This window comes from Pseudomonas ovata (assembly GCF_003131185.1).
GTDB classification, from domain to species: domain Bacteria; phylum Pseudomonadota; class Gammaproteobacteria; order Pseudomonadales; family Pseudomonadaceae; genus Aquipseudomonas; species Aquipseudomonas ovata.
This window is the reverse complement of sequence record NZ_QFFU01000003.1, coordinates 343,918-363,772: the sequence shown is the minus strand read 5'-3', so window position 1 is coordinate 363,772 and position 19,855 is coordinate 343,918. Positions and strand designations below refer to the sequence as shown.

The following is a 19,855-nucleotide window of genomic DNA, read 5'->3' as shown; positions in this document are numbered from 1 at the left end:
GTCGAACACCCCGCCGAAATCAGGCCCTGTTTCTCGCCCTTGATGGTCATATAGCCGCAGTTCGCCATGACGGTCCTCCTTGATAAATGGAGGACCAGTCTATTTTCGAGCTTCCCGGCGATATGTAGGACGTGTCCGAAATGGCTGTTGCCGATGGCCATTGATGTTCAAGTTGATGAGTATTTTCAGCCTGACACCGAGTCTGGTGAAAGGGTCATCAATGCCTTGCTCAGTGGAAGGGAGGACGCTGTGCTGGGTGGCGACCCGACGATGAAGCCAGCAGCAACGGTACATAGGCAGCGCCTGTAAAGCAGCCATCGCCGGCAAGCCGCCTCCCACGGTCTGATGCCAGACACAAAATCCGGGATGCTCATCGAACCTGTGGGAGGGGGCTCTGCCCCGGGCGGCGATCCGACGATGAGGCCATCAGGGACAGTAAATAGGCAGCGGCTGTAAAGCAGTCATTGCCGGCAAGCCGCTTCCCACGATCTACCGCCCAATACACCCCCGCCACCACGACCCACCAGCCTTGCCAGCCTCCGGCACCGCCAGCACCTGCGGCATGTCCCGCAACCGCACCCACGGCTCGTTCTGCCAATGCAGCACACTCATCGACAGCCCCGGCCACTGCAACACACTCAACACCGGAGCCAGTTGCTCATCGCTCGACGGCGGTGCATCACGCAAGGCTGCCACCACCTCATTGGTAATCCAGCGCCGCAAGCCACGCTGCTCGGGGTGATAGTGATGCACCAGCAAGGCATACACCCCCGACTCGCTGACCATCAGCTCTGACTCACACTCGCCATGGCTTTCCAGCCACAGCGTACGACGCTGGTCCGGGTCGAGCTTGAAGGTGGTGCGTTCGTTCAGGGGCCAAGAGATGAGTTTGCTCAGGTCACGGGCGCAGAACCAGGCCTGGTTTTCCAGGAGAAGGGCGCGGAGTTGACGGTGGTGGCGGATGAAGATGAACGGAGAGATGGGCTCTGGCTGTGAAGGGCCCAGAGCTTCAGACCGGAATTGCTGCGTATCGTCCATGTTTGGCATTTTGGTATTCCTCAGTGTGATTCAGCTTTCTTAGGGCTAAGGCGCCGGGAGCTAAGAAACCCCACACAGAGGGCCGGACGTATTCCCCTTTCGGGTCTTGTATTGGCCCACTCCCGACATCACACGTTTTTCAGACGCGCAGCCAAAGGCCGCAGGTACAAAAAAACCGCATTTTTTCGGAAGCGGTCAGGCCGCTGTGTGGTTTGCGTTTCTTAGGCGCAGGGAAAGGGTAGGGTGCCTTGTTGGGAAGGGCAAGGTTTAGATGTGTAGGAAGATTCTGAAAGTTGTCGAGGTCTTGGTGAATAATCAATGCAGGATGTCATTTTGTATGAGCATCCTGCACTTGGGAGAGGCGTTTTGAGTCGATTATTTTTTGGGAGTGAGCCTTGTCAGATACAAGGTTCTGGAAGCTTGGATTTATTCGGCTTCGGATTGAGTTCATCGTACGATTTGATCTTGTCAAAAAGTAAGCGGAATACCACTTTCGCGATTTTAGAGGCTAGAAGTGGAGGTACTGCGTTACCTACTTGGTGGAACTGCTCAGTCCGATTCCCTTGAAAGAAATAATTATCCGGGAATGTCTGAATACGGGCTGCCTCACGAACGGATAAACTACGGCACTGAGTTGGATCATAGTGGATGAAGTAATGCCCATCTTTTGAAATGTGGCTGGTAATAGTAGTGGCTGGCTTGTCTTTCAGTTGTACTCGGAAGCGATCACTGAAAACACCACTTTTCCAGTTTTTATGATCTGGCGCTAAGCCTTCCAGATTAAAGTCCTTGTGGCCTTTAGGTGATGCGCCAGTATGTTCAGCATAGACAGAAGCAAAAAGATATCTTCGCAGGTCACTTTGCATATGTCCACGGACTTCATGATTGAGCCAATAACCTAGCTCTGGATCGTGAAACCACTGATTTAACTGTGGGATGCCAATGTCGCCATCGCTACGTTCAATATTTCTTTTTACTCTCTTCCCACCATGGCTGTCTGGAGCAGTTAGCATGTGAGTAATGTGCGTGAATGATTTCCACATGCTAGTGCTAATAGTATCGGTTATTGCTGTTTTGCTTTGCAGATAACTGGCTTGTTCTTGAATGACACTTGTCCAGTTGTCTGTGCTGTCTACAGTTTTTGTCAGTTTGCTGCGAAGTCTTGGTAGATCGCCAATGATCTGAGCCACTGAGACGGAGGGCTCATTCCGAGAAAGCTTGATTTGAGCAGTGCTTTCAGGGAGGCAGTCTTCAGAAATTCCTAAAAGGATAACTCGATGTCGTGCTTGAGGTATGCCATATTCTTCTGCTTTTATTACAAAAGCCCGTGGATCTATCTTGTCCACATTGTCATTTGGTGAAAAATGGGCGCCAGTAACCAGTGAATAAATATGGTAGCGTTTGCCGGAGCCGCTTTCATGCAATGCTTGATGAGGATCGGACAGGTCTTTGAGAATGTTGGAGAAGATTCGTTCATCATTAACTTTTGATGAAAGAATACCTTTCACGTTTTCCATCACAAATACGGAAGGCTGCCGCTCTCTGATGATGCGCAGGTATTCCTTGTACAGAAAATGACGATGGTCTTCTTCTGCTTTGTAGTTGGCATTAGCCTGGTTCCTCGAACGACCCGCAAGCGAATACGCTTGGCAAGGCGGTCCTCCAATCAGAACCCAAGGACGATCCTTGCGCAGTCCTGCATTCAATGCATCATCCAGCTCACGGTTACCTTCGACACTACCCAACGTGATGCATCTGGCCTCATCCGCTGATCTTTCCCACAATTCTGCTGTCTCTTCAGAGGGGAGAAACACATCTGGTGCTGATGGATCGTTGCAAAAATCGTAGTACTCATGAAGGTGACTTGATTTGTGTTTCTTGAGCAATCGATAGAAGGCACGCAGTCGAAGCGTTTGCCACGCTTTGGGGTCTTTTTCTGCAGATACGACTATTTCGAACCGGTTTCCCTCGCCCAATGAGGTGAATCCTTCGCCAAGCCCACCAGGGCCTGCGAAAAGATCCACTATCTGAATCGGCTCGCTGAGCTCACCAACAGGGTCTAGAGGCTCGTCCTCTGGGAGGATGAATGTCATCTGGTCTTGATTCATGGACATAGTCAGTAAGGAAGTCAGGTCTCGCATGATGGCGGGCATTCGTGGAAGCAACACGTCTCCGGAGCTAAAGGTCCGGAGTCTGCTGCATCGCCACGGTTTCAGATTCCGGCTTCACAGGAAGGACCTTCCCGGAAAACCTGATCTGGTGCTGCCACGCTACCGGCTGTGCATTTTCGTTCATGGTTGCTTTTGGCATAGGCATCCGGGCTGTAGGTACGCAAGCACCCCCAAAACCCGTGAGGAGTTCTGGAGGCTGAAATTTGACCAGAACGTGAAGCGTGATGCCAGGAACAGGGATGAGCTGCTGCGGCAGGGATGGCGTGTATTCGAGCTTTGGGAGTGCGGAATCCGCGGACCTGAAGCAGGAATGAATTGCATTCTGGAAGCTGTGCGGGATTGTAATCAAAAATTTATCTCTTGGCCCGCCTTTCCTCCTGACCCCTCCCTTACGGAGCGACCAATGCGCTGAGCAACTGGTCCGTTTTCCAAGGCTCCGCTACCTACCTTAAATCCAGGTCTTGAGGTGTTTATGCATATTGTCAGACTGAGTTAATTGATGTTGTGCGTGATTGATGACATCTGGTATTAAATTTTTAGCGAATAAGACTTCAGCCCTGAAAGATCAAGTCTGTATTCAAACTGAACAACGCCTGCCGGCAGTGCGCCACCTATAAAGCTTGCAGGTGTTATTCGTGGGAAGCTTTCATCAACGACGTAGGACCGAGCCTCAAGTAGGTTATATGCTTCTTTGCGAGTGGAGCATCCAGCCTCCAAGTCCAAGCGTTCCAACGCATTTTCCAACATGCGTGCATTGACACCAAGCGCAATGAGGCGATCACAAACCAGATCAATCGACAGGCCATCATCGACTGGTTCGAATCTGAAATGGATAAGCTGTAATGGCTTGCCGGATGAAGAGGCTAACTGAAACTGCCCAGAGATGTTAATCACAGAATCATAACGGCTTATGGTTGATTTGACTTCGTAGTCGCTCATTGGAGTCTTGATGTCAACCACGCCGCCGAATGGGCCGCTCCATTCAAAAAAGTTTCCTTTGATGGCAAGCGTTTCTAGGACTAGTAGTTCAGCGAGCACGTCATAACCATGTTTGTCGATCAACGCATTGCCCAATAGATGTCGCCATCTCTGCCACCAACCCAGCGGGTCAGCCAGTAATGCCTGGCGTACAGTAACGCCAGATTCGACGCTGACCATATGCTCACAGATCAGTCCAAACTCGTTTCGGAGCCATTCAATCGATGACTCCAGCCTTAAAAAGCGCCTATGCTGACCGGCGACAATTCTTTCTACTGTCCGCAGCCTAGCACCAGCGAATCCTTCTGAAATTTCCAAAGGAACAGAGCATTCAACAGCAACACCAAATTTATCGTCTTCACGAAAGACCCAGGCCGGGCACGTTGCAGGCATACTTTTGAGGAGCAGCATTCGACCGCTTTGGTCAAGGTTGGCAAAGCCTTCCTGAATTTCTTTCAGTACATCAGTCACGATTGCTCTCCATGCCGATGAGCGCGCATCCCGCGTCTGCAAACAACGCATCGACATATCCAAACATACCGCCTTCGCAAAGCATAGGTTCCTTGAGTACTATCTGAGCCGTATTGAGCTTCATGATTGCTCTGAACTGGTCTTGGGAGGGTTTGCGCAGCCGTCGCATTCTGAAAATCTGTCTTGTCAGATCAACTCTGAAACCACCCTTGCCAGGACGCTCGACCAGTTGCACAACTGTATCTGTGGTCACGTCTTCTAGTACCTCTCGGGTACTCTCCTCGGAGCCCTGCCATGTCAGGTGAACGGTCCACCATACTGCTCGCAACCAGATGCGGCTTCTCCCCTTCCAGAATCGCACCGGAGGTGTGCTGTCCCATCGGCTTTTAACCAAGTCAGGTAGTAGGCGCAGGGATAGGAAACGCCACCAGCCGTCATCTGCGGCGGTGCGAATATCCAGTCCTGCCTCTGCTAATACTTGGTACAGGGCAAGGCCAACTTTCATATCAAAGGTGCCGGGGCCTGAAGCATTGCCATGTGCATTTCGGTCATATAAAGGCACAATAGCAAGTAGTTGGCGACGTACTTCTTTCATTTTTGGATTGGATACGTCTGGACAAAACGTATCATTCTTGAGCAGCTCGTCAAAGTGGCGCTGCGAAAGCTTAAGGTTCAGTGTTGGAAAAGTCATACCTTGCTCTCCATTTCCCTGACCCGGCGATCAAGCCAACACTGGGTCGATACAAACAGCTCTGGAAGTGAGGCGGTATTCAGATCGCCCAGTCGAATGAATGAACACACCGCATCCGCAATGCTTGCGATATCTTCATCAATGTCGGGCGTGCCCAGATGCATATCGAACTGTGCGCCCATGTCTTCTTTGACTTGAAAAATGACTAAAGTAAGCCACGCTGCGAAAACTTGGCGCATTAGCGGAGACTGCTCGATATTCAGTGCCCGACGGTCGCGTAGCTGCTCAAAGTGCGGGTGTGTGTTGTTCAGTACAAGGGCAACGTAATCGCTGGAAAATGGTTCATCCCGCGGATCGCTCCAGCAGGCTTTCAATTCCCATAATGGCCCTTCTGCTCCCAAAGGCTCTTCCAAGACAGGGAAGAGAGAGCCATCACCATCAATAACGATTTCGATAGGGGATGCCAAAGGACCTAGTCGTGCGCCAGCCTGATGAGCAAATCCGGGAACTAAAACTGCCCTGTATTGGCCTAGAAACGCTTGAACCGACAAGAAACCGCTACCTCTGACAGTCCCTGGCTCCAGTTCAATGTCGAGCACCACAGTTCCACCTTCTTCTTGCCGCAGGCTATGGATGGGTCCAAGCGTTCGCCAGCAAGAGTCTGCAGATGTCCACTCAAGCGCCAGTAATATTTCAGCATCTTTATTCGCCACACCTTCGGCACCGAAGATAGCTTCCAAAAGCAGAGTGCTTTCGACTAAACATTGAATCAATAGGAAATGTTCAGCCGGATTCCAATCACTGTCCTTGCCCAAGGCGTACTGGCCGGCACTTACCTCTGTCGCGCCTGGGTCAAGGCCCTCGTGTGATCGAAAGGTATATTTGACTTCCGACTCGCTCCCGCAGTCGAGTGGCGCATTCAGCATTCGGTATAACGGTAGCCGAGTGCTCATTCCTCCTCTCCATTTTTATTCAGAATCCGGACGCCGATCACCGGCCGCAACAACTTGCCACCGTTATCCATCATCCTGATATGAAGTTCCCCTTTCAGTATCAACCCCTGTTGAGCCAACTTAGTACCAAGGGTAAGGCGGACTCCAGTTTCATCGTCAATTTCTATGCTTTCTATAGAAGGAGTAACACTGTCGATGCGGAATGACTCCAGCCTAAACGGGAACCCACCAAGACCACTGTTAAACCATGCATCTGAGGTGATAGGTCCGGCTTCGGAATCTACTGAAATGGTGATTGCCCTCGGTGTATTTGGATGCTGTATTCCCCATCTCAAGCTCCATGTCATAACGATTGCAGATGCTATATACCTGACTTCCATTACCTCTAGTTCGGGTGAGGAAGCCGTATTGTTTTTGGAGGCTCTTTCGATAGTAGTGCGTGATGTTGCTTTACCAAACCGCCCATCTCTGCCGAACCCTCTATTGGGCAGTACAAGCTCAGCCAGTTTACGCGACATTCTTATCGAGGGCTTGATAGTTGCGCTGGGCTGAGGCGGGACGCCGAAATCCTTCAGTATTCGACCACACTGAGTACGAATTTTTTCGACGATTCGTCCTCCATTTATGTCTACCCATTCGGCATGATCCGCGCGCTCGCAACTCCGCAAATAACCTTCCAGATTCTGTATGGTTGAACGCAATCCTCTGGCTTCGGATGGTAAAAGTTCCTGCTCCGAATCTGGCAGAAAAAGTGCCATAACATATCGGCCATCCGTAAAGCCGGAAAATCCACCAGCCCAGCGGCGCGAATCGATACCATCATCCCAGCAGATATTCATTCCAGGCGAACGCATGAATGTCACTATCGGTCGATGAGGGGGGCCACTATCTGCCCTAGAGAAAATGCAAGTTTCCGGGCTGGGTGTGTTATCGGGAGCCTCCATTTGCAACTGATGTGAGGTTAGTGCTACTACAAGCAGTCGTCCCGCTGGACCATTACCCACGAATTCGCCACGCAATTGAATCGCTCTACAAAGTATATCTTTACTCTCGATCCCCCTGAGCATCAGATAGTCTCCTTCTTCAGGCGCTTTTCCAACCGCACGGTCATACAGACACTGGCTCGCCCGGAATGTGGGCAGCATATCTGTACTGGTTATCTCCTTACCATTCACTGATGCACTAAGATATCTACCGCTGGCAAAAAATGGGTTGTCTAGGCGTGCACTGAACCAGCGCTGGATCGCAACATTCACGTAACTTTCGTAACTGCTATACCACCAAGGCGGTGCTCCGGTTTCTTCGTCGAATACGGGTAGCAGATTTTCCTTGAGCAATGGAATAATTATTGCCGTTCCGGTTGTTTTGTCAGCGAACGGCCGAATATCAAAGCGCTCAAGAATCTCATGAATCTTCTCCGGTGTTGTGATCGCACGTAAGTTATCATTCGCCCCCCACCAAGCAATACCGGTTTGCGTAGTTAGCTGAATTCGATCGATACGATTTTCGTCTTCTACCAGCGAAGCCACCAGACGTTCTTCATATCCTTCGGCTGTCTTGATCCTGCTGTAGTAAACGACCAAACCAGCGCCCATTCGAAAGTAACAGGTCTTACCCAATCCCCAGGAACCGCCGGCGCCATCATCTGTGCGAGTACGTCCGATTTCAAATACGAGCTTCAGAAAATTACCGTGCTGGCCGTTAGCGTCGACGCTGTCAAACGTCATCGGCCCTGTTAGCCCCTCGGTACCTGAATCACGAATTTCAAGCAGTTTCGGAGTGCGCGGATAGCGTTTCTTCAGCATCTGTAGATCCAGCCCTTCACTGAACGTGGAGGTGATGGCGTCCAGCGAGTGCTCGCGAATCTGGAAGTCTACCGAAACTGGTAGTGTCTTATTACCGTTCCGCCCTGCGTCTAGTGCGTTTTGAATAGACTCGCGTACCAGAAGGTCCAGCAATGGCGTTTCTTCGTTCTGTAGTGCGCGAAGCAGAAATGCACCACATTCCTGCATGGGCTGCAGTGGGAGGCTGTAATACTTCATGAGTCAGATCACGCCTACTGTTTCTTCAAGATTGTCTTCCGGTGAGGTGAAGGTGTCCGGAATGTTGACCGTTACGTGGGTAACATAGCTTTTTTGCTTTCCATGAGAACCTGGTAGGAGAAGGTTGATGCCTATGATGTGTGCCTTGGCATTGAGCGCCTCTCTTTTAGAAGATTCCAGAGCCACAACTTTTTCAGTACGTGCCTTGCTATCTTTATCGATTAGATAGATCAATAACTGAGGTGTATTTCCCACGCCGCCTGTGTTGCGACAACGTGCCACATCAGGGTTTTTAATGGCTGTCTTCGGAATTTCATTTTCGTCAAGACCTTGGGCGTCTGCCAAAAGGTCTCTTGGATCTCTTAGCGCACCAATAGACACACCCTCATCTGAACGTTTACCAGCAAGGCGACTTCGGTTGATCCGACCAATAGCCTTTCCACAAATTTTCCAGCTGTTTACCGATGTTGGTGTACTGCCCGCTATCACTACGTTCCACTTTGTATAGCCAGCATTTTCAGCGTGCTGACCCAGCCATTTCAAAAATGCTTTCATGTCAGAGAAGAACTGGTTGCCAGGATGGAAAGATAGATCTGCCAGATAAGAAGCTACGAGATTGACATCGACATTACGCCAGATAAGGCTGTTGGCTCCCTTCAGTTTGGATTTTTCGAGGCTGCTACCCGCACTCTCCAAAAAACGCTCTGTTAAAGACAAATTGGCATTGAGTAAAGCAGCAGCATCCTCGCCGTCATGGAAAACGGTTGTTTGACGATTAATGCCTGAAAAATCGAAGTCTGCCTTGATTGCGCGCTGCATCCTGTTAGCTCCTGTCGGCCGAATCCATGCGAGCCGTGCATGCACACGAACACGAGGTCCGAAATCTTCAGGCTTGGCACCTCCGTGCATGAATCGTTGCAGGTCGTCGCGAAGTTCCTCTTCTGCGATAGTCATGAATTCATATTTTTCTCTCGTATCATCGGACATCCATATGCGCGGTAACAGTTCATAGCCTTTGCGGTAACCAAACCATCGTCCCATTTGCATAAGGGAGTCTGCTTGCGCTGAGCCACGCAGGAAAAAGGTACTGACCAGATTTTCAATTGTCAGTCCTCGCGATAACGTTCCGCCGCCGATAACGATGAATGCTGTGCAGAATTCAAGTTTCTGCTCTGGGTCAGGATAGAACAGTCGGCGAACTTCATTCTCGTTGGTTATACCATTATTGGCGCAGTTGTCGACGCAGACGTGAATGCCACGATGGTATGTCCGCTTGGCGTCCGCATCCAGCTGAATAGCTGTCACCATTTTGAGAAGTGTTCGAAGCTCTGAAAATAAACTATCAAATTTCGGCAGTTCACTAAGCTCGGATAGCCTTCCATATTCAGGAAAGCGGTCGGCAAACTGAGCGGTATCTAGACCTGAGGAAATATTATCCCATACATGCCTGAAATTATTTTCCAACTGAGCATCGTTATACTTAGACCAAGTTTGGAGTGCGGCCTGCACCGCTTCGCTCATGTGATCATGATGAAGCTGCCTTGCGCTAGTATGAATCAGCATGCTTACGGGTTTTGCAGCGCCGGATAAACGCATTACCGCCACGCAACATAGATACCAGATCAAGCTTTCTTCCAGCGCAGTGGGTAGGGCCAGATCCTCCCCCTTGTGAAGTCTGCTAATCTGCTCCAGATCCTTATCAGAAACCTTTCGAATAATTCCAAGCGGCTCATTCTCATTTTCGGAATAACCGAAAATCTGCACGGGTCCGAAATGTTCGTCCGCCTGCGGCAGCGCCGCTATAAAATCTCTTGGATATAGAGTGTCGCCGGGACCCTCGTTAAGAAAGTTGGCAGCAGGTGTGGCGGTAAAAGCGATATAGTTTACGCATTGCAGCGGCAAACTGATCAGTTGCAGAATGAGTTTATTGATAACAGTACGTTCGGCTTTTGATACATCGTTCGAGTTGATACCCGCCTGATCGGCTTCGTCGTCAATCACTACAAGTCGCATCTGCGACATGCCCTGCGAATGCTCCTTAATCCAAGCGATGAGGTGTTTCAGTCGGGCCGGATTTTTTAAACAAACAACAAGGTGGCGATCTCTTCTGCCAGCGTCAAACTGCATGTCTTGCGCCCGAGCACCATAAGGACTCTTTCTCGACGGATGTTCGATCGCTTTCCAACTCACATTACCATCGTGCTGAAAAAGATCCCCCACCAGACGCTTGCTGGTTTGCACTCGCAGGTTTTCGAGCGTTCCGGTAAGTACGACAAAAAGGTTCCATCGGTAGTCGGCCGCCATTGAAATCAGGCCCGCCATGTTTGCCGTCTTTCCGGACTGCACATGTCCGACTACCAGTCCTTTTATAGCTGTTCGATCTTTTGTGGTCTGCCGAAGATACTGCAGGACGCGCACTGCAGATTTTTGAATATTATCGACCGAGGTTTCCTTCCAGCCTTGGGCTAGCAGATGCTTTTTGTAGAGCTGCCATGCGCTTCGTGCATCTTGCGGCACGGCCATACCCGGCTCCGCTTCTTCCGCACCTATAATGATCAGCGGTCTTGACGCAGCTACAGATTGCTGTTCGGCCTGTTGCTTGTGCTGAACGATCTCTTTCCAGCATGCAAAGCGCTCTTTGGGGCTATTACCCAGCGAAGGCCAGTCTTCCATTTCCATCTGCGACAGGAACCAGTCGTTCACTTTTTCAAGCGACTCTCCCAGCCGACCGAGCTTGGCGATATCCTCCCACGTCCTGCCTTTCAGGCGCCAACCATCAATGAACGCACGGCATTTGTCATAGACAGGATCAATATTGTAATCAGCCATTAGCATCCCTACTGTATTCAGAAAATAACTCGAAGCAGGGGGCGCCCCCCTGAATTCCCACTATGCGTGGGATGGTGGCACAGCGCCGCTCACCTTGCAAAATCCTGTTATCACGACCTCCTTGTTGCTCGCATATTCTTCGTTGGTAGCAGGCTAATATATCTGTCTCGCCTTTTCAGGACGCCGTCAAAAATGTCTGAAGTAACTTTCTTGACTCTTTACTTGCGCAGCACATAGCCCCTGTACCACGTGACAAAATCCTCTCGCTGTCAGAAACCTCCCTATCCTTTGTAATCCTCCTCCCTTACAGCCATCCCCCCATCCACCAACCCTCCTGCTTCATGCAGTCTCCCCAGACTTCTTCTGAAACAGGACCACCCTCACATGCACCCGCAAAAATCCCATTCCCAAGCTCATTTCGGCATCATCTTCACCGTCACGTCATTCACGGTCTTCCCCGAAGATCGTCCTCATCTGCAAACGCTTTTCCTCTGCGAACTCGGCTCAGGGTGCCATCAAGCCCATACCCTGATTGTTGAACTGTACGACCACATGCAACCCGGCCGTCGTGCCTGTGAAATGCAGGTTCGCATCTCCAGGCCCTTGCTCCGCGAACAAGCCGACTCGCTCAATGATCAGCGCATCACGGTGTCCAGATTGTTGGGCAGTGCAGCGGGGGTTGCGATCAAGCCGGTCAGTGGGGTGGCGTCTCTGATTGCAGGCGGTGCAACCACTTACCAGGCTCAAAACACACTGCGCAGTTATCACGCGGGCGATGTGATTTTCTCGGTGCAGGCGTTGGTGAGTGGTGGCATCGGCCCGCAGCGTTCACTCAAGTCCATCCTGATCAAACCCAAGGGCGGTGCCTGATGGATAACCTAGTCTTTGGCGTGGCGGTGACGCTTTATTTTGCCTTGGCCTATGGCCTCAAGCGGCGCCTGTATCGGAAGTGGCTGGGCATTGTGTTGGTGGTGGTGGGTCTGGTGGGGTCATTTGCAGTCATGCCTTTGGCGAGTGGCTTTGATCCGTTCAATGTTTTTCTGGTGATGTGGCTGACGGGATTGACGCTGTTTTTTGAGCGTGATCGGTACAGCGGTGTTGGTTGAGGCTGGTTAGCGGCTGCTGCGCAGCCGATCGCGGCTGAAGCCGCTCCTACGGTGTAATGCCGATCAGGGAAGGTGAATTTCGTCGAATGCCGAACAGGTGGGAGGGCGCTCTGCTCCGGGCGGCGATCCGACGACAAGGCCAGCAAGGCCCATGCACCTGCTGCGCCTGTCCCATCGCTATCGCCGGCAAGCCGCCTCCCACAGTCGGTGCCAGGCCCGACATCCAGGGCGACATCCAAACGGTGGGAGGCTGCTCTGTTGCGGGCGGCGATCCGACGACGAGGCCAGAAAGGCCCATGCACCTGCTGCGCCTGTCCCATCGCCATCGCCGGCAAGCCGCCTCCCACAGTCGGTGCCAGGCTCGACATCCAGGGCAACATCCAAACGGTGGGAGGCTGCTCTGTTGCGGGCGGCGATAGTCCTGCCGGGAGCGGTGGTGGTTGGGGGTGGGACTAGCCTTCGAACCAGCCTTTCAGTCGATCCCGAAAACTCTGAATCAGCGGTTCTCTTGACCGGCCCCGCCTCAACGCCAGTGAGAAGGGCGCCTGATAGCCGAACGTGGTCGGCAGCAGTACCTTCAGCCGTTTCTGATCTGCCCAGAATTGCGCGTAATGCTCCGGAAGATACCCGATATACGCCCCTGACAGTACCAGGATCAGTTGGGCTTCCATCGATTCCACGGTCGCGGCGCTGTGTTTGAAGCCGTGGCGGGCCAGTTCGGACTGGCTCCAGTAGCCGCGGCCGACCATGCGTTGCTGGGTGATGACTTCGGCGGGGATGCGGCGCTGGTCGAACAGTTCGTGGCGGTCGCTGCAGTACAGCCAGTGCTGTTCGCGGTACAGGGCCTGGTACATGAGGCCGTTCATGCGGATGGAGAAGGCGCCGATGGCCAGGTCCAGGCGGTTTTCCTGCACGCCCAGTTGCAGTTGCGCGGGGCTTAACACCGAAAGGTGCAGGTGCACGGCGGGGTGTTCCTTGCTGTAGGCGCCGATGACGTCGGCCAGAGGCAGGGCCGGGTCGCTGACGGTGGAGTCGAGCACGCCCAGGTTGAGGGTGCCGCGCAGTTCGCCCTTGAGGGCGGCGCTGTAGCGTTCGAAGCCTTCGAGTTCGGCCAGTAGGCGCAGGGTTTCCTGGTGGAACAGTTCGCCCTTGCTGGTCAGGCTGAAGCCGCCCCGGCCGCGATGGCAGAGCACCAGGCCGAGCTGGGTTTCGAGCTGGCTCATGTAGGTGCTGATGGCGGAGGTGGAGAGGTTGAGTTCCTGTTGCGCAGCGGCAAAGCCCTGGTGGCGTACTACGCAGGCGAAGATGCGCAGCAGTTTGAGGTCGGGCAGGGCAGAGGACATGGGGGCTCCGGGGTGAGGCGTGGTGAGTTTGGGGCTTGTGGTCGGTGGCGCGTAGTTCGGGGTTACAGGCAGTGGTTATGGGGTGGCGCCATCGCGGGCAGAGCCCCCTTCCACAGAGGCTGTGTTGGATAGAGAATTGCAGCGTGTCAATGGGGTTGTAGGCTGCCTTGAGTTTACAGATCACCGCTATTGCACAGGGTTTGGATTGGCTAAGGCATCACGGGGCATCAGGCGCAGTGTAGCCGCGGATAGTTTAGAAATCTCTGAACTGAATATTTGTTGGCAGCGATTCTTCCGTTTGTCGGCGGGCACCAGTATGGCCGTCACTTCAATGACAACCGGTGAGGCCAACTCCGTGGACACGACTTTCCACCAGCCCTTGGGCGGCAACGAGATGCCTCGTTTCGGCGGCATCGCCACCATGATGCGCTTGCCGCATGTGCAGGCCGCCGAGGCGCTTGACCGCCTGGATGCGGCGTTTGTCGGCATTCCGCTGGACATCGGCACCTCCCTGCGTTCCGGCACCCGTTTTGGCCCGCGGCAGATCCGCGCCGAGTCGGTGATGATCCGTCCCTACAACATGGCCACCGGTGCCGCGCCGTTCGATTCGCTGAACGTGGCCGACATCGGTGATGTGCCGATCAATACCTTCAACCTGCTCGATGCGGTGCGCATCATCGAGCAGGAATATGACCGCATCCTGGGCCACGGCATCGTGCCGCTGACCCTGGGCGGCGACCACACGCTGACGCTGCCGATCCTGCGCGCCATTCACAAGAAGCACGGCAAGGTCGGGCTGGTGCACATCGATGCGCATGCCGATGTCAACGATCACATGTTCGGCGAGAAAATCGCCCACGGCACCACGTTCCGCCGTGCCCAGGAAGAGGGCCTGCTCGACAGCGAGCGGGTGGTGCAGATCGGCCTGCGCGCACAGGGCTATACCGCCGAGGATTTCAACTGGAGCCGCAAGCAGGGCTTTCGCGTGGTGCAGGCCGAGGAGTGCTGGCACAAGTCGCTGACGCCGCTGATGGCCGAGGTGCGCGAGAAGGTCGGCGGGGGACCGGTGTACCTGTCGTTCGACATCGACGGCATCGACCCGGCCTGGGCGCCAGGCACCGGCACGCCGGAAGTCGGCGGGCTGACCACCATCCAGGCGCTGGAGATCATTCGCGGCTGCCAGGGGCTGGACCTGATTGGTTGCGATCTTGTTGAAGTGTCGCCGCCGTATGACACCACCGGCAACACCTCGCTGCTGGGTGCCAACCTGCTGTACGAAATGCTCTGCGTGTTGCCTGGCGTGGTACGCCGATGAGCCGCGAAGCCGAGGTGCTGCATGCGGCGGCGGACCTGGTGGCGGCCTTTGCCAGCAACGACACGGCGCGCTATTTCGAGTGCTTCAGTGCGCAGGCCAGCTTTGTCTTTCACACCCTGGCCACGCCGTTGAACACGCGGGCCGAGTATGAGGCGCTGTGGCAGCAATGGCAGGCCGAGGGGTTTGCGGTGCTGGGTTGTGAGTCGAGCAACGGCCGGGTGAGTGTGCAGGGGGATGCGGCGGTGTTTGTGCATGACGTGGCCACGCACATCCGCATGGCCGGGGAGGAACACCATTTGCAAGAGCGCGAGACCATCGTGTTCCGGCAGGAGGGCGGCCGCTGGCTGGCCTGGCATGAGCATTTGTCAGTAGCCAGCCCGGGTTGACGGCTGGCGGGGGCGTAGGAGCGCGCTTGCCCGCGACCGAGTGCGTTAGCAGTCGTAAAATTTCAGCGGCCACACAATTTTTGCGAGCGCTACGCACTCGGTCGCGGGCAAGCGCGCTCCTACAGGTGCAGTGTCAGGTAAGGATTACAAGAATCAGTTTCAACCCTGCGCCCGGGGTCAACGGGCGACCATAAAGGGTCAGCGTGCCTGCGCTGGCCTTACAACAACCGTGACAGGCGCTGGAGCAGCACATGAGCCATTCGACGCGTACCGAAACCCGCATCGAGACCTTCGGGGTCGAGCAGATTCCCGACAGTCAACGCGATGCATCCCCCATTGACCTGTTTCGCCTGATCTTCGGCGGCGCCAATACCTTTGCCACGGCGGTGCTGGGCAGTTTTCCGGTGTTGTTCGGGTTGTCGTTCCAGGCCGGGGTCTGGGCCATTGTGCTGGGCGTGACGGTGGGGGCGTTGATCCTCGCGCCGATGGGCTTGTTCGGGGCGCTTAACGGCACCAACAACGCGGTGTCGTCCGGGGCGCATTTCGGTGTGCACGGGCGCATCATCGGCTCCTTTTTGTCACTGCTGACGGCGGTGGCGTTCTTTTCGCTGTCGGTGTGGAGTTCCGGTGATGCCTTGGTCGGCGGCGCCCGGCGCCTGGTCGGCCTGCCGGAAACCGACCTGAGCCTGGGGCTGGCCTATGGGCTGTTCGCGGTGCTGGTGCTGGTGGTGTGCATCTTCGGCTTTCGCTTCATGCTGTGGGTCAACAAGATCGCGGTGTGGGCGTCGAGCCTGCTGTTTCTGCTGGGCATCCTGGCCTTTGCCGGGCCGTTCGATGCCGGTTACGCCGGCACGGTCAGTCTGGCGCAGCCGGGGTTCTGGGCGGCGTTCATTGGTGCGGCCCTGCTGGCGATGAGCAACCCGGTGTCGTTCGGCGCCTTCCTGGGCGACTGGTCGCGCTACATTCCGCGTGACACCGCCAAGCGCCGCATCATGCTTGCGGTGCTGGCCGCCCAGGCCGGCACGCTGATTCCCTTCCTGTTCGGCCTGTGCACCGCCACGCTGGTGGCCACCCAGGCGCCGCAGTACATCGAGGCCAATAACTATGTCGGCGGGCTGCTGGCGATCTCGCCGGGCTGGTTCTTCCTGCCGGTGTGCCTGATCGCGGTGATCGGCGGGCTGTCGACCGGCACCACGGCGCTGTATGGCACGGGGCTGGACATGTCGAGCATGTTCCCGCGCCTGCTCAGCCGCGCTGGCGCCACGCTGCTGATCGGCGTGGCGGCGATTGCCTTTATCTTCATCGGCCGCTTCACCTTCAACCTGGTGCAGAGCGTGTCGACCTTCGCGGTGCTGATCATCACCTGCACCAGCCCGTGGATGGTGGTGATGATCCTGGGCCTGATCAGCCGCCGCGGCTTCTATCACGCCGATGACCTGCAAGTGTTCACCCGTGGCCAGCGCGGCGGGCGCTACTGGTTTCATCATGGCTGGAACTGGCGCGGCCTGGGCGCGTGGATTCCCAGCGCGGTGGTGGGCCTGTGCTTCGTCAACCTGCCGGGGCAGTTCGTCGGGCCACTGGGCGAGCTGGCCGGCGGCATTGACATCAGCCTGCCGATCACCCTGGGCCTGGCCGCGTTGCTGTACCTGACCCTGCTGCGCACCTTTCCGGAGCCCGCCTCGGTGTACGGCCCCAAGGGCGCGCACCCGATGCTGGGTCGCAAGGCCCTGAGCAACGCCACCCCGGTGGTCACCGCCCATTCATGAGCCCGCGCAGGCGGTGAGGTCTTGCCATGCAACTGCAACTCTTTCGTACGCTGTGGGGCTATCGCGGTCCCTGGCAACAGGCGCTGGACGAAGCCCGCGCCGCCGGCTTCGATGGCCTGGAAGCGCGCATTCCCGAAGACGCGAAAACCCGGGCGGACGCTGCAGCGTTTCTGCGCGCCGACCGGGTGCCGTACATCGCCATTCTGTTCACCTCGACGCCGGTGCTGCCGCAGCAATCGGCCACACCCGCCGAGCACCTGGCGGACTTCGCCCACAAGCTGCAACTGGCCGCCGAGCTGGAACCACGCTTCGTCAACGTGCTGGCCGGCAACGACCGCTGGCCGCTGGCGCAGCAGGTGGATTTCTTCGGTGAGGCGCTGGCGATTGCGCAGCGCAGCGGCCTGCTGTGCAGCTTCGAGACGCACCGGGCGCGTTCGCTGTTCAACCCGTGGCTGACCCTGCAACTGATCGAGCAAGTGCCGGACCTGCGCTTCACCAGTGACATCAGCCACTGGGTGGTGACCTGCGAGCGGCTGCTCGACGACCCGGCCGATGACCTCAGCGCCTTTGTCGAGCGTGTGCACCACATTCAGGCCCGGGTCGGCTATGACCAGGGCCCGCAAGTGCCGCATCCCGGTGCCCCGGAATACGCCGCCGCGCTGGCCTTTCATCAGCAGCACTGGGAAGCGATCTGGCGCTCGCAACAGGCCCGGGGCTTTACCGGCACCACGCTGACGCCGGAATTCGGCCCTGACGGTTACCTGCATCACTTGCCCTTTACCGATGTGCCAGTGGCCGACCTCTGGGGCCTGAATGCCTGGATGGGCCGCACGGAACGTGCGCATTTCAATGCTTTTTCCAACCGCCCCGAGGGCCTGTTGCCATGAGTGAACGTGCTGCTTTTACCCACATCCCCGTGGTCGATATCCAGGGGCTGTTCAGCGCACGCCTGGAAGACCGCCAGGCGGTGGCCCAGGCCTTGGGCGAAGCGGCCCGGCATGTGGGCTTTCTGTACATCACCGGCCACGGCATCGCGCCCGAACTGATCGACAACCTGCACAAGGCGGCCGAGGATTATTTCGCCCAGCCGCTGGACGCCAAGATGCAGCACTACATCGGCGCCTCGCAAAGCCACAAGGGCTTTGTACCTGAAGGCGAGGAGGTGTACGGCACCGGCAAGCCGGACCATAAAGAGGCGTTTGACATCGGCTTCGAAGTGCCGGCCGATAACCCGCTGGTGCTGGCCGGCACGCCGTTGCTGGGGCCGAACCACTGGCCGACGCTGCCCGGTTTCAAGCCGGCGGTGCAGGCTTACTACCAGGCGGTATTTGCCTTGGGGCACCAGTTGTTTCGCGGCTTTGCCCTGGCGCTGGGGCTGGACGAGCAGGCCTTCGATGACATGGCCCGCTTTCCGCCGTCCAAGCTGCGTTTGATTCACTACCCGTTCGATGGCGACGCCCAGGACGCACCGGGCATCGGCGCGCACACCGATTATGAGTGCTTCACCATTCTCAAGGCCGACCAGCCGGGCCTGGAAGTCATGAACGAGCAGGGCGAATGGATCGACGCGCCGCCGGTCGAGGGCGCCTTTGTGGTCAATATCGGCGACATGCTGGAGGTGATGACCGCCGGCGCCTTCGTCGCCACCGCCCACCGCGTGCGTAAGGTCAGGCACGAGCGCTATTCGTTCCCGCTGTTCTATGCCTGCGACTACCACACCCAGATCAAACCCTTGCCCCAGTTCGCCGATGGCGAGCAGCACTATGCGCCCATCGCCATCGGCGAGCACATGTGGGCCCAGGCTTTGCAGACCTACCAGTACCTTCGCCAGCGTGTGGCCGACGGGCAGATCGCCTTGCCGGAACACGCCAGAAAGCCTTCAAGCTTCGGGCACCTGAAAAACCAGAGCGTGACTTCGTGACCTGCCTTTTCCCTCAATCTGGAATGACGACTATGCCAAGCACCCCGTTTTCGCGCCTTGCCACTTCCCTGATCGGCCTGGCGCTGTTCGCCGGCAGCGTCCAGGCGGCCCCGACTGCCACCCCCGGCACGCTCAAGGTCGGCATGGAGATTTCCTACCCGCCCTTCGAGTCCTACGACGGCGACAAGGTGGTGGGCTTCGACCCCGAAGTGTCCACCGCGCTGGCCAAGCAATTGGGTGACCTGAAGGTCGAGTTTGTCGACACGCGCTTTCCGAACCTGATCCTGGGCCTGAACGCCAACCGCTTCGACACCATCATCTCGGGCATGTACATCACCGACGAGCGCACCAAGCAGGCCGATGCCATCCCGTACGCGCAGGTGGGCGCGGCGATCATGGTGCGCAGCGACAGCACTGCCAAGCCACAGCAGCCTGAAGACCTGTGCGGCATGAAGGTCGGCCTGCAGCAGGGCACCAACTGGGTCAACCAGCTCAAGGCGGTATCGGCCGACTACTGTGCCAGGCAGAACAAGGGCGAGATCGCCATCAGCGAATTCCCCACCACCGCCGAGGCCTCGCAGGCCTTGATGTCGGGCAATATCCAGGCGCACCTGGAAATCTCCGCCGCCGCGAAAATGATCATCGACAAGGCCCGTGGCCGCATCACCATCAGCTCGGACAAGGCCCTGTACCCACAGACCCTGGGCATCTACGTGAAGAAGGGCAACAGCGAACTGCTGGAGCAACTGCGCGGCGTGGTCGAGACCTACAAGCACAGCCACGAGTACACCGAGATGCTCAAGAAGTACAACCTGGAACCGGCATGACCCCCTGAGTCACGGCCG

General features: G+C 56.0%; 17 protein-coding genes. 9 read left to right on the top strand and 8 right to left on the bottom strand.

Features of this window, described 5'->3' with window-relative positions; genetic code table 11:
• Positions 1 to 489 precede the first annotated feature (489 nt).
• Together DGA31_RS07050 and DGA31_RS07045 are read right to left on the bottom strand one after the other, a co-directional pair.
• A complete protein-coding gene (locus DGA31_RS07050) occupies positions 490 to 1,038 on the bottom strand; it encodes a BRO-N domain-containing protein (RefSeq protein WP_109512059.1) in 549 nt (182 codons plus the stop codon).
• 398 nt (positions 1,039 to 1,436) lie between these two features.
• A complete protein-coding gene (locus DGA31_RS07045; protein ID WP_241509535.1) occupies positions 1,437 to 3,146 on the bottom strand; it encodes a DNA cytosine methyltransferase in 1,710 nt (569 codons plus the stop codon).
• Between DGA31_RS07045 and DGA31_RS07040 the strand changes: the two genes are divergently transcribed.
• Positions 3,145 to 3,621, top strand: coding sequence for a very short patch repair endonuclease (locus DGA31_RS07040; protein ID WP_109512046.1), 477 nt, complete (start codon positions 3,145 to 3,147; stop codon positions 3,619 to 3,621). The genes DGA31_RS07045 and DGA31_RS07040 overlap by 2 nt on opposite strands.
• A 116-nt stretch (positions 3,622 to 3,737) precedes the next feature.
• On the opposite strand, the gene DGA31_RS07035 is transcribed toward DGA31_RS07040, so the two are convergent.
• From DGA31_RS07035 to DGA31_RS07015, 5 genes are read right to left on the bottom strand one after another with little or no spacing between them, the layout of a single operon-like run.
• Entirely contained in the window at positions 3,738 to 4,658 is a 921-nt protein-coding gene (locus DGA31_RS07035; protein ID WP_161959158.1) for a PD-(D/E)XK motif protein, read from the bottom strand.
• Positions 4,651 to 5,349, bottom strand: a complete 699-nt coding sequence (locus DGA31_RS29545) for a DUF6339 family protein (RefSeq protein WP_152035000.1) — start codon at positions 5,347 to 5,349, stop codon at positions 4,651 to 4,653. Before DGA31_RS29545 ends, DGA31_RS07035 begins: the two co-directional genes overlap by 8 nt.
• Positions 5,346 to 6,302 carry a hypothetical protein gene (locus tag DGA31_RS07030; protein ID WP_109512044.1) on the bottom strand — a complete coding sequence of 319 codons (957 nt, stop codon included), beginning with the start codon at positions 6,300 to 6,302 and terminating at the stop codon, positions 5,346 to 5,348. Before DGA31_RS07030 ends, DGA31_RS29545 begins: the two co-directional genes overlap by 4 nt.
• Entirely contained in the window at positions 6,299 to 8,344 is a 2,046-nt protein-coding gene (locus DGA31_RS29540) for a hypothetical protein (RefSeq protein ID WP_152034999.1), read from the bottom strand. Before DGA31_RS29540 ends, DGA31_RS07030 begins: the two co-directional genes overlap by 4 nt.
• Before the next feature lie 3 nt (positions 8,345 to 8,347).
• Entirely contained in the window at positions 8,348 to 11,173 is a 2,826-nt protein-coding gene (locus DGA31_RS07015) for a Z1 domain-containing protein (protein WP_161959157.1), read from the bottom strand.
• 384 nt (positions 11,174 to 11,557) lie between these two features.
• Here DGA31_RS07015 and DGA31_RS07010 point away from each other — a divergent pair, with 384 nt between their 5' ends.
• Entirely contained in the window at positions 11,558 to 12,043 is a 486-nt protein-coding gene (locus DGA31_RS07010; protein ID WP_109512040.1) for a hypothetical protein, read from the top strand.
• Positions 12,043 to 12,279, top strand: coding sequence for a hypothetical protein (locus DGA31_RS07005; RefSeq protein ID WP_109512039.1), 237 nt, complete (start codon positions 12,043 to 12,045; stop codon positions 12,277 to 12,279). Before DGA31_RS07010 ends, DGA31_RS07005 begins: the two co-directional genes overlap by 1 nt.
• A 452-nt stretch (positions 12,280 to 12,731) precedes the next feature.
• Here the strand turns inward: DGA31_RS07005 and DGA31_RS07000 are convergent, their stop codons facing one another.
• Positions 12,732 to 13,622 (bottom strand): LysR family transcriptional regulator, encoded by an 891-nt coding sequence (locus DGA31_RS07000; RefSeq protein WP_109512038.1) that lies wholly within the window; start codon positions 13,620 to 13,622, stop codon positions 12,732 to 12,734.
• Between the two features lie 355 nt (positions 13,623 to 13,977).
• Between DGA31_RS07000 and speB the strand changes: the two genes are divergently transcribed.
• From speB to DGA31_RS06970, 6 genes are all read left to right on the top strand, one after another.
• Entirely contained in the window at positions 13,978 to 14,937 is a 960-nt protein-coding gene (gene speB / locus DGA31_RS06995; RefSeq protein WP_056839043.1) for an agmatinase, read from the top strand.
• Positions 14,934 to 15,323 carry a nuclear transport factor 2 family protein gene (locus tag DGA31_RS06990; RefSeq protein WP_109512037.1) on the top strand — a complete coding sequence of 130 codons (390 nt, stop codon included), beginning with the start codon at positions 14,934 to 14,936 and terminating at the stop codon, positions 15,321 to 15,323. The genes speB and DGA31_RS06990 overlap by 4 nt, the downstream gene beginning before the upstream one ends.
• Positions 15,324 to 15,574: 251 nt before the next feature.
• Positions 15,575 to 17,089, top strand: a complete 1,515-nt coding sequence (locus DGA31_RS06985; RefSeq protein WP_109512036.1) for a purine-cytosine permease family protein — start codon at positions 15,575 to 15,577, stop codon at positions 17,087 to 17,089.
• A 26-nt stretch (positions 17,090 to 17,115) separates the two neighbouring features.
• Positions 17,116 to 17,976 carry a sugar phosphate isomerase/epimerase family protein gene (locus DGA31_RS06980; protein ID WP_109512035.1) on the top strand — a complete coding sequence of 287 codons (861 nt, stop codon included), beginning with the start codon at positions 17,116 to 17,118 and terminating at the stop codon, positions 17,974 to 17,976.
• The gene (locus DGA31_RS06975) at positions 17,973 to 19,010 is read left to right on the top strand and encodes an isopenicillin N synthase family dioxygenase (RefSeq protein ID WP_109512034.1); all 1,038 of its coding nucleotides are present in this window, start codon (positions 17,973 to 17,975) and stop codon (positions 19,008 to 19,010) included. The genes DGA31_RS06980 and DGA31_RS06975 overlap by 4 nt, the downstream gene beginning before the upstream one ends.
• 32 nt (positions 19,011 to 19,042) lie before the next feature.
• Positions 19,043 to 19,837: an ABC transporter substrate-binding protein gene (locus tag DGA31_RS06970; RefSeq protein ID WP_056838076.1), complete on the top strand. Its 795-nt coding sequence runs from the start codon at positions 19,043 to 19,045 to the stop codon at positions 19,835 to 19,837.
• Positions 19,838 to 19,855: the final 18 nt, after the last annotated feature.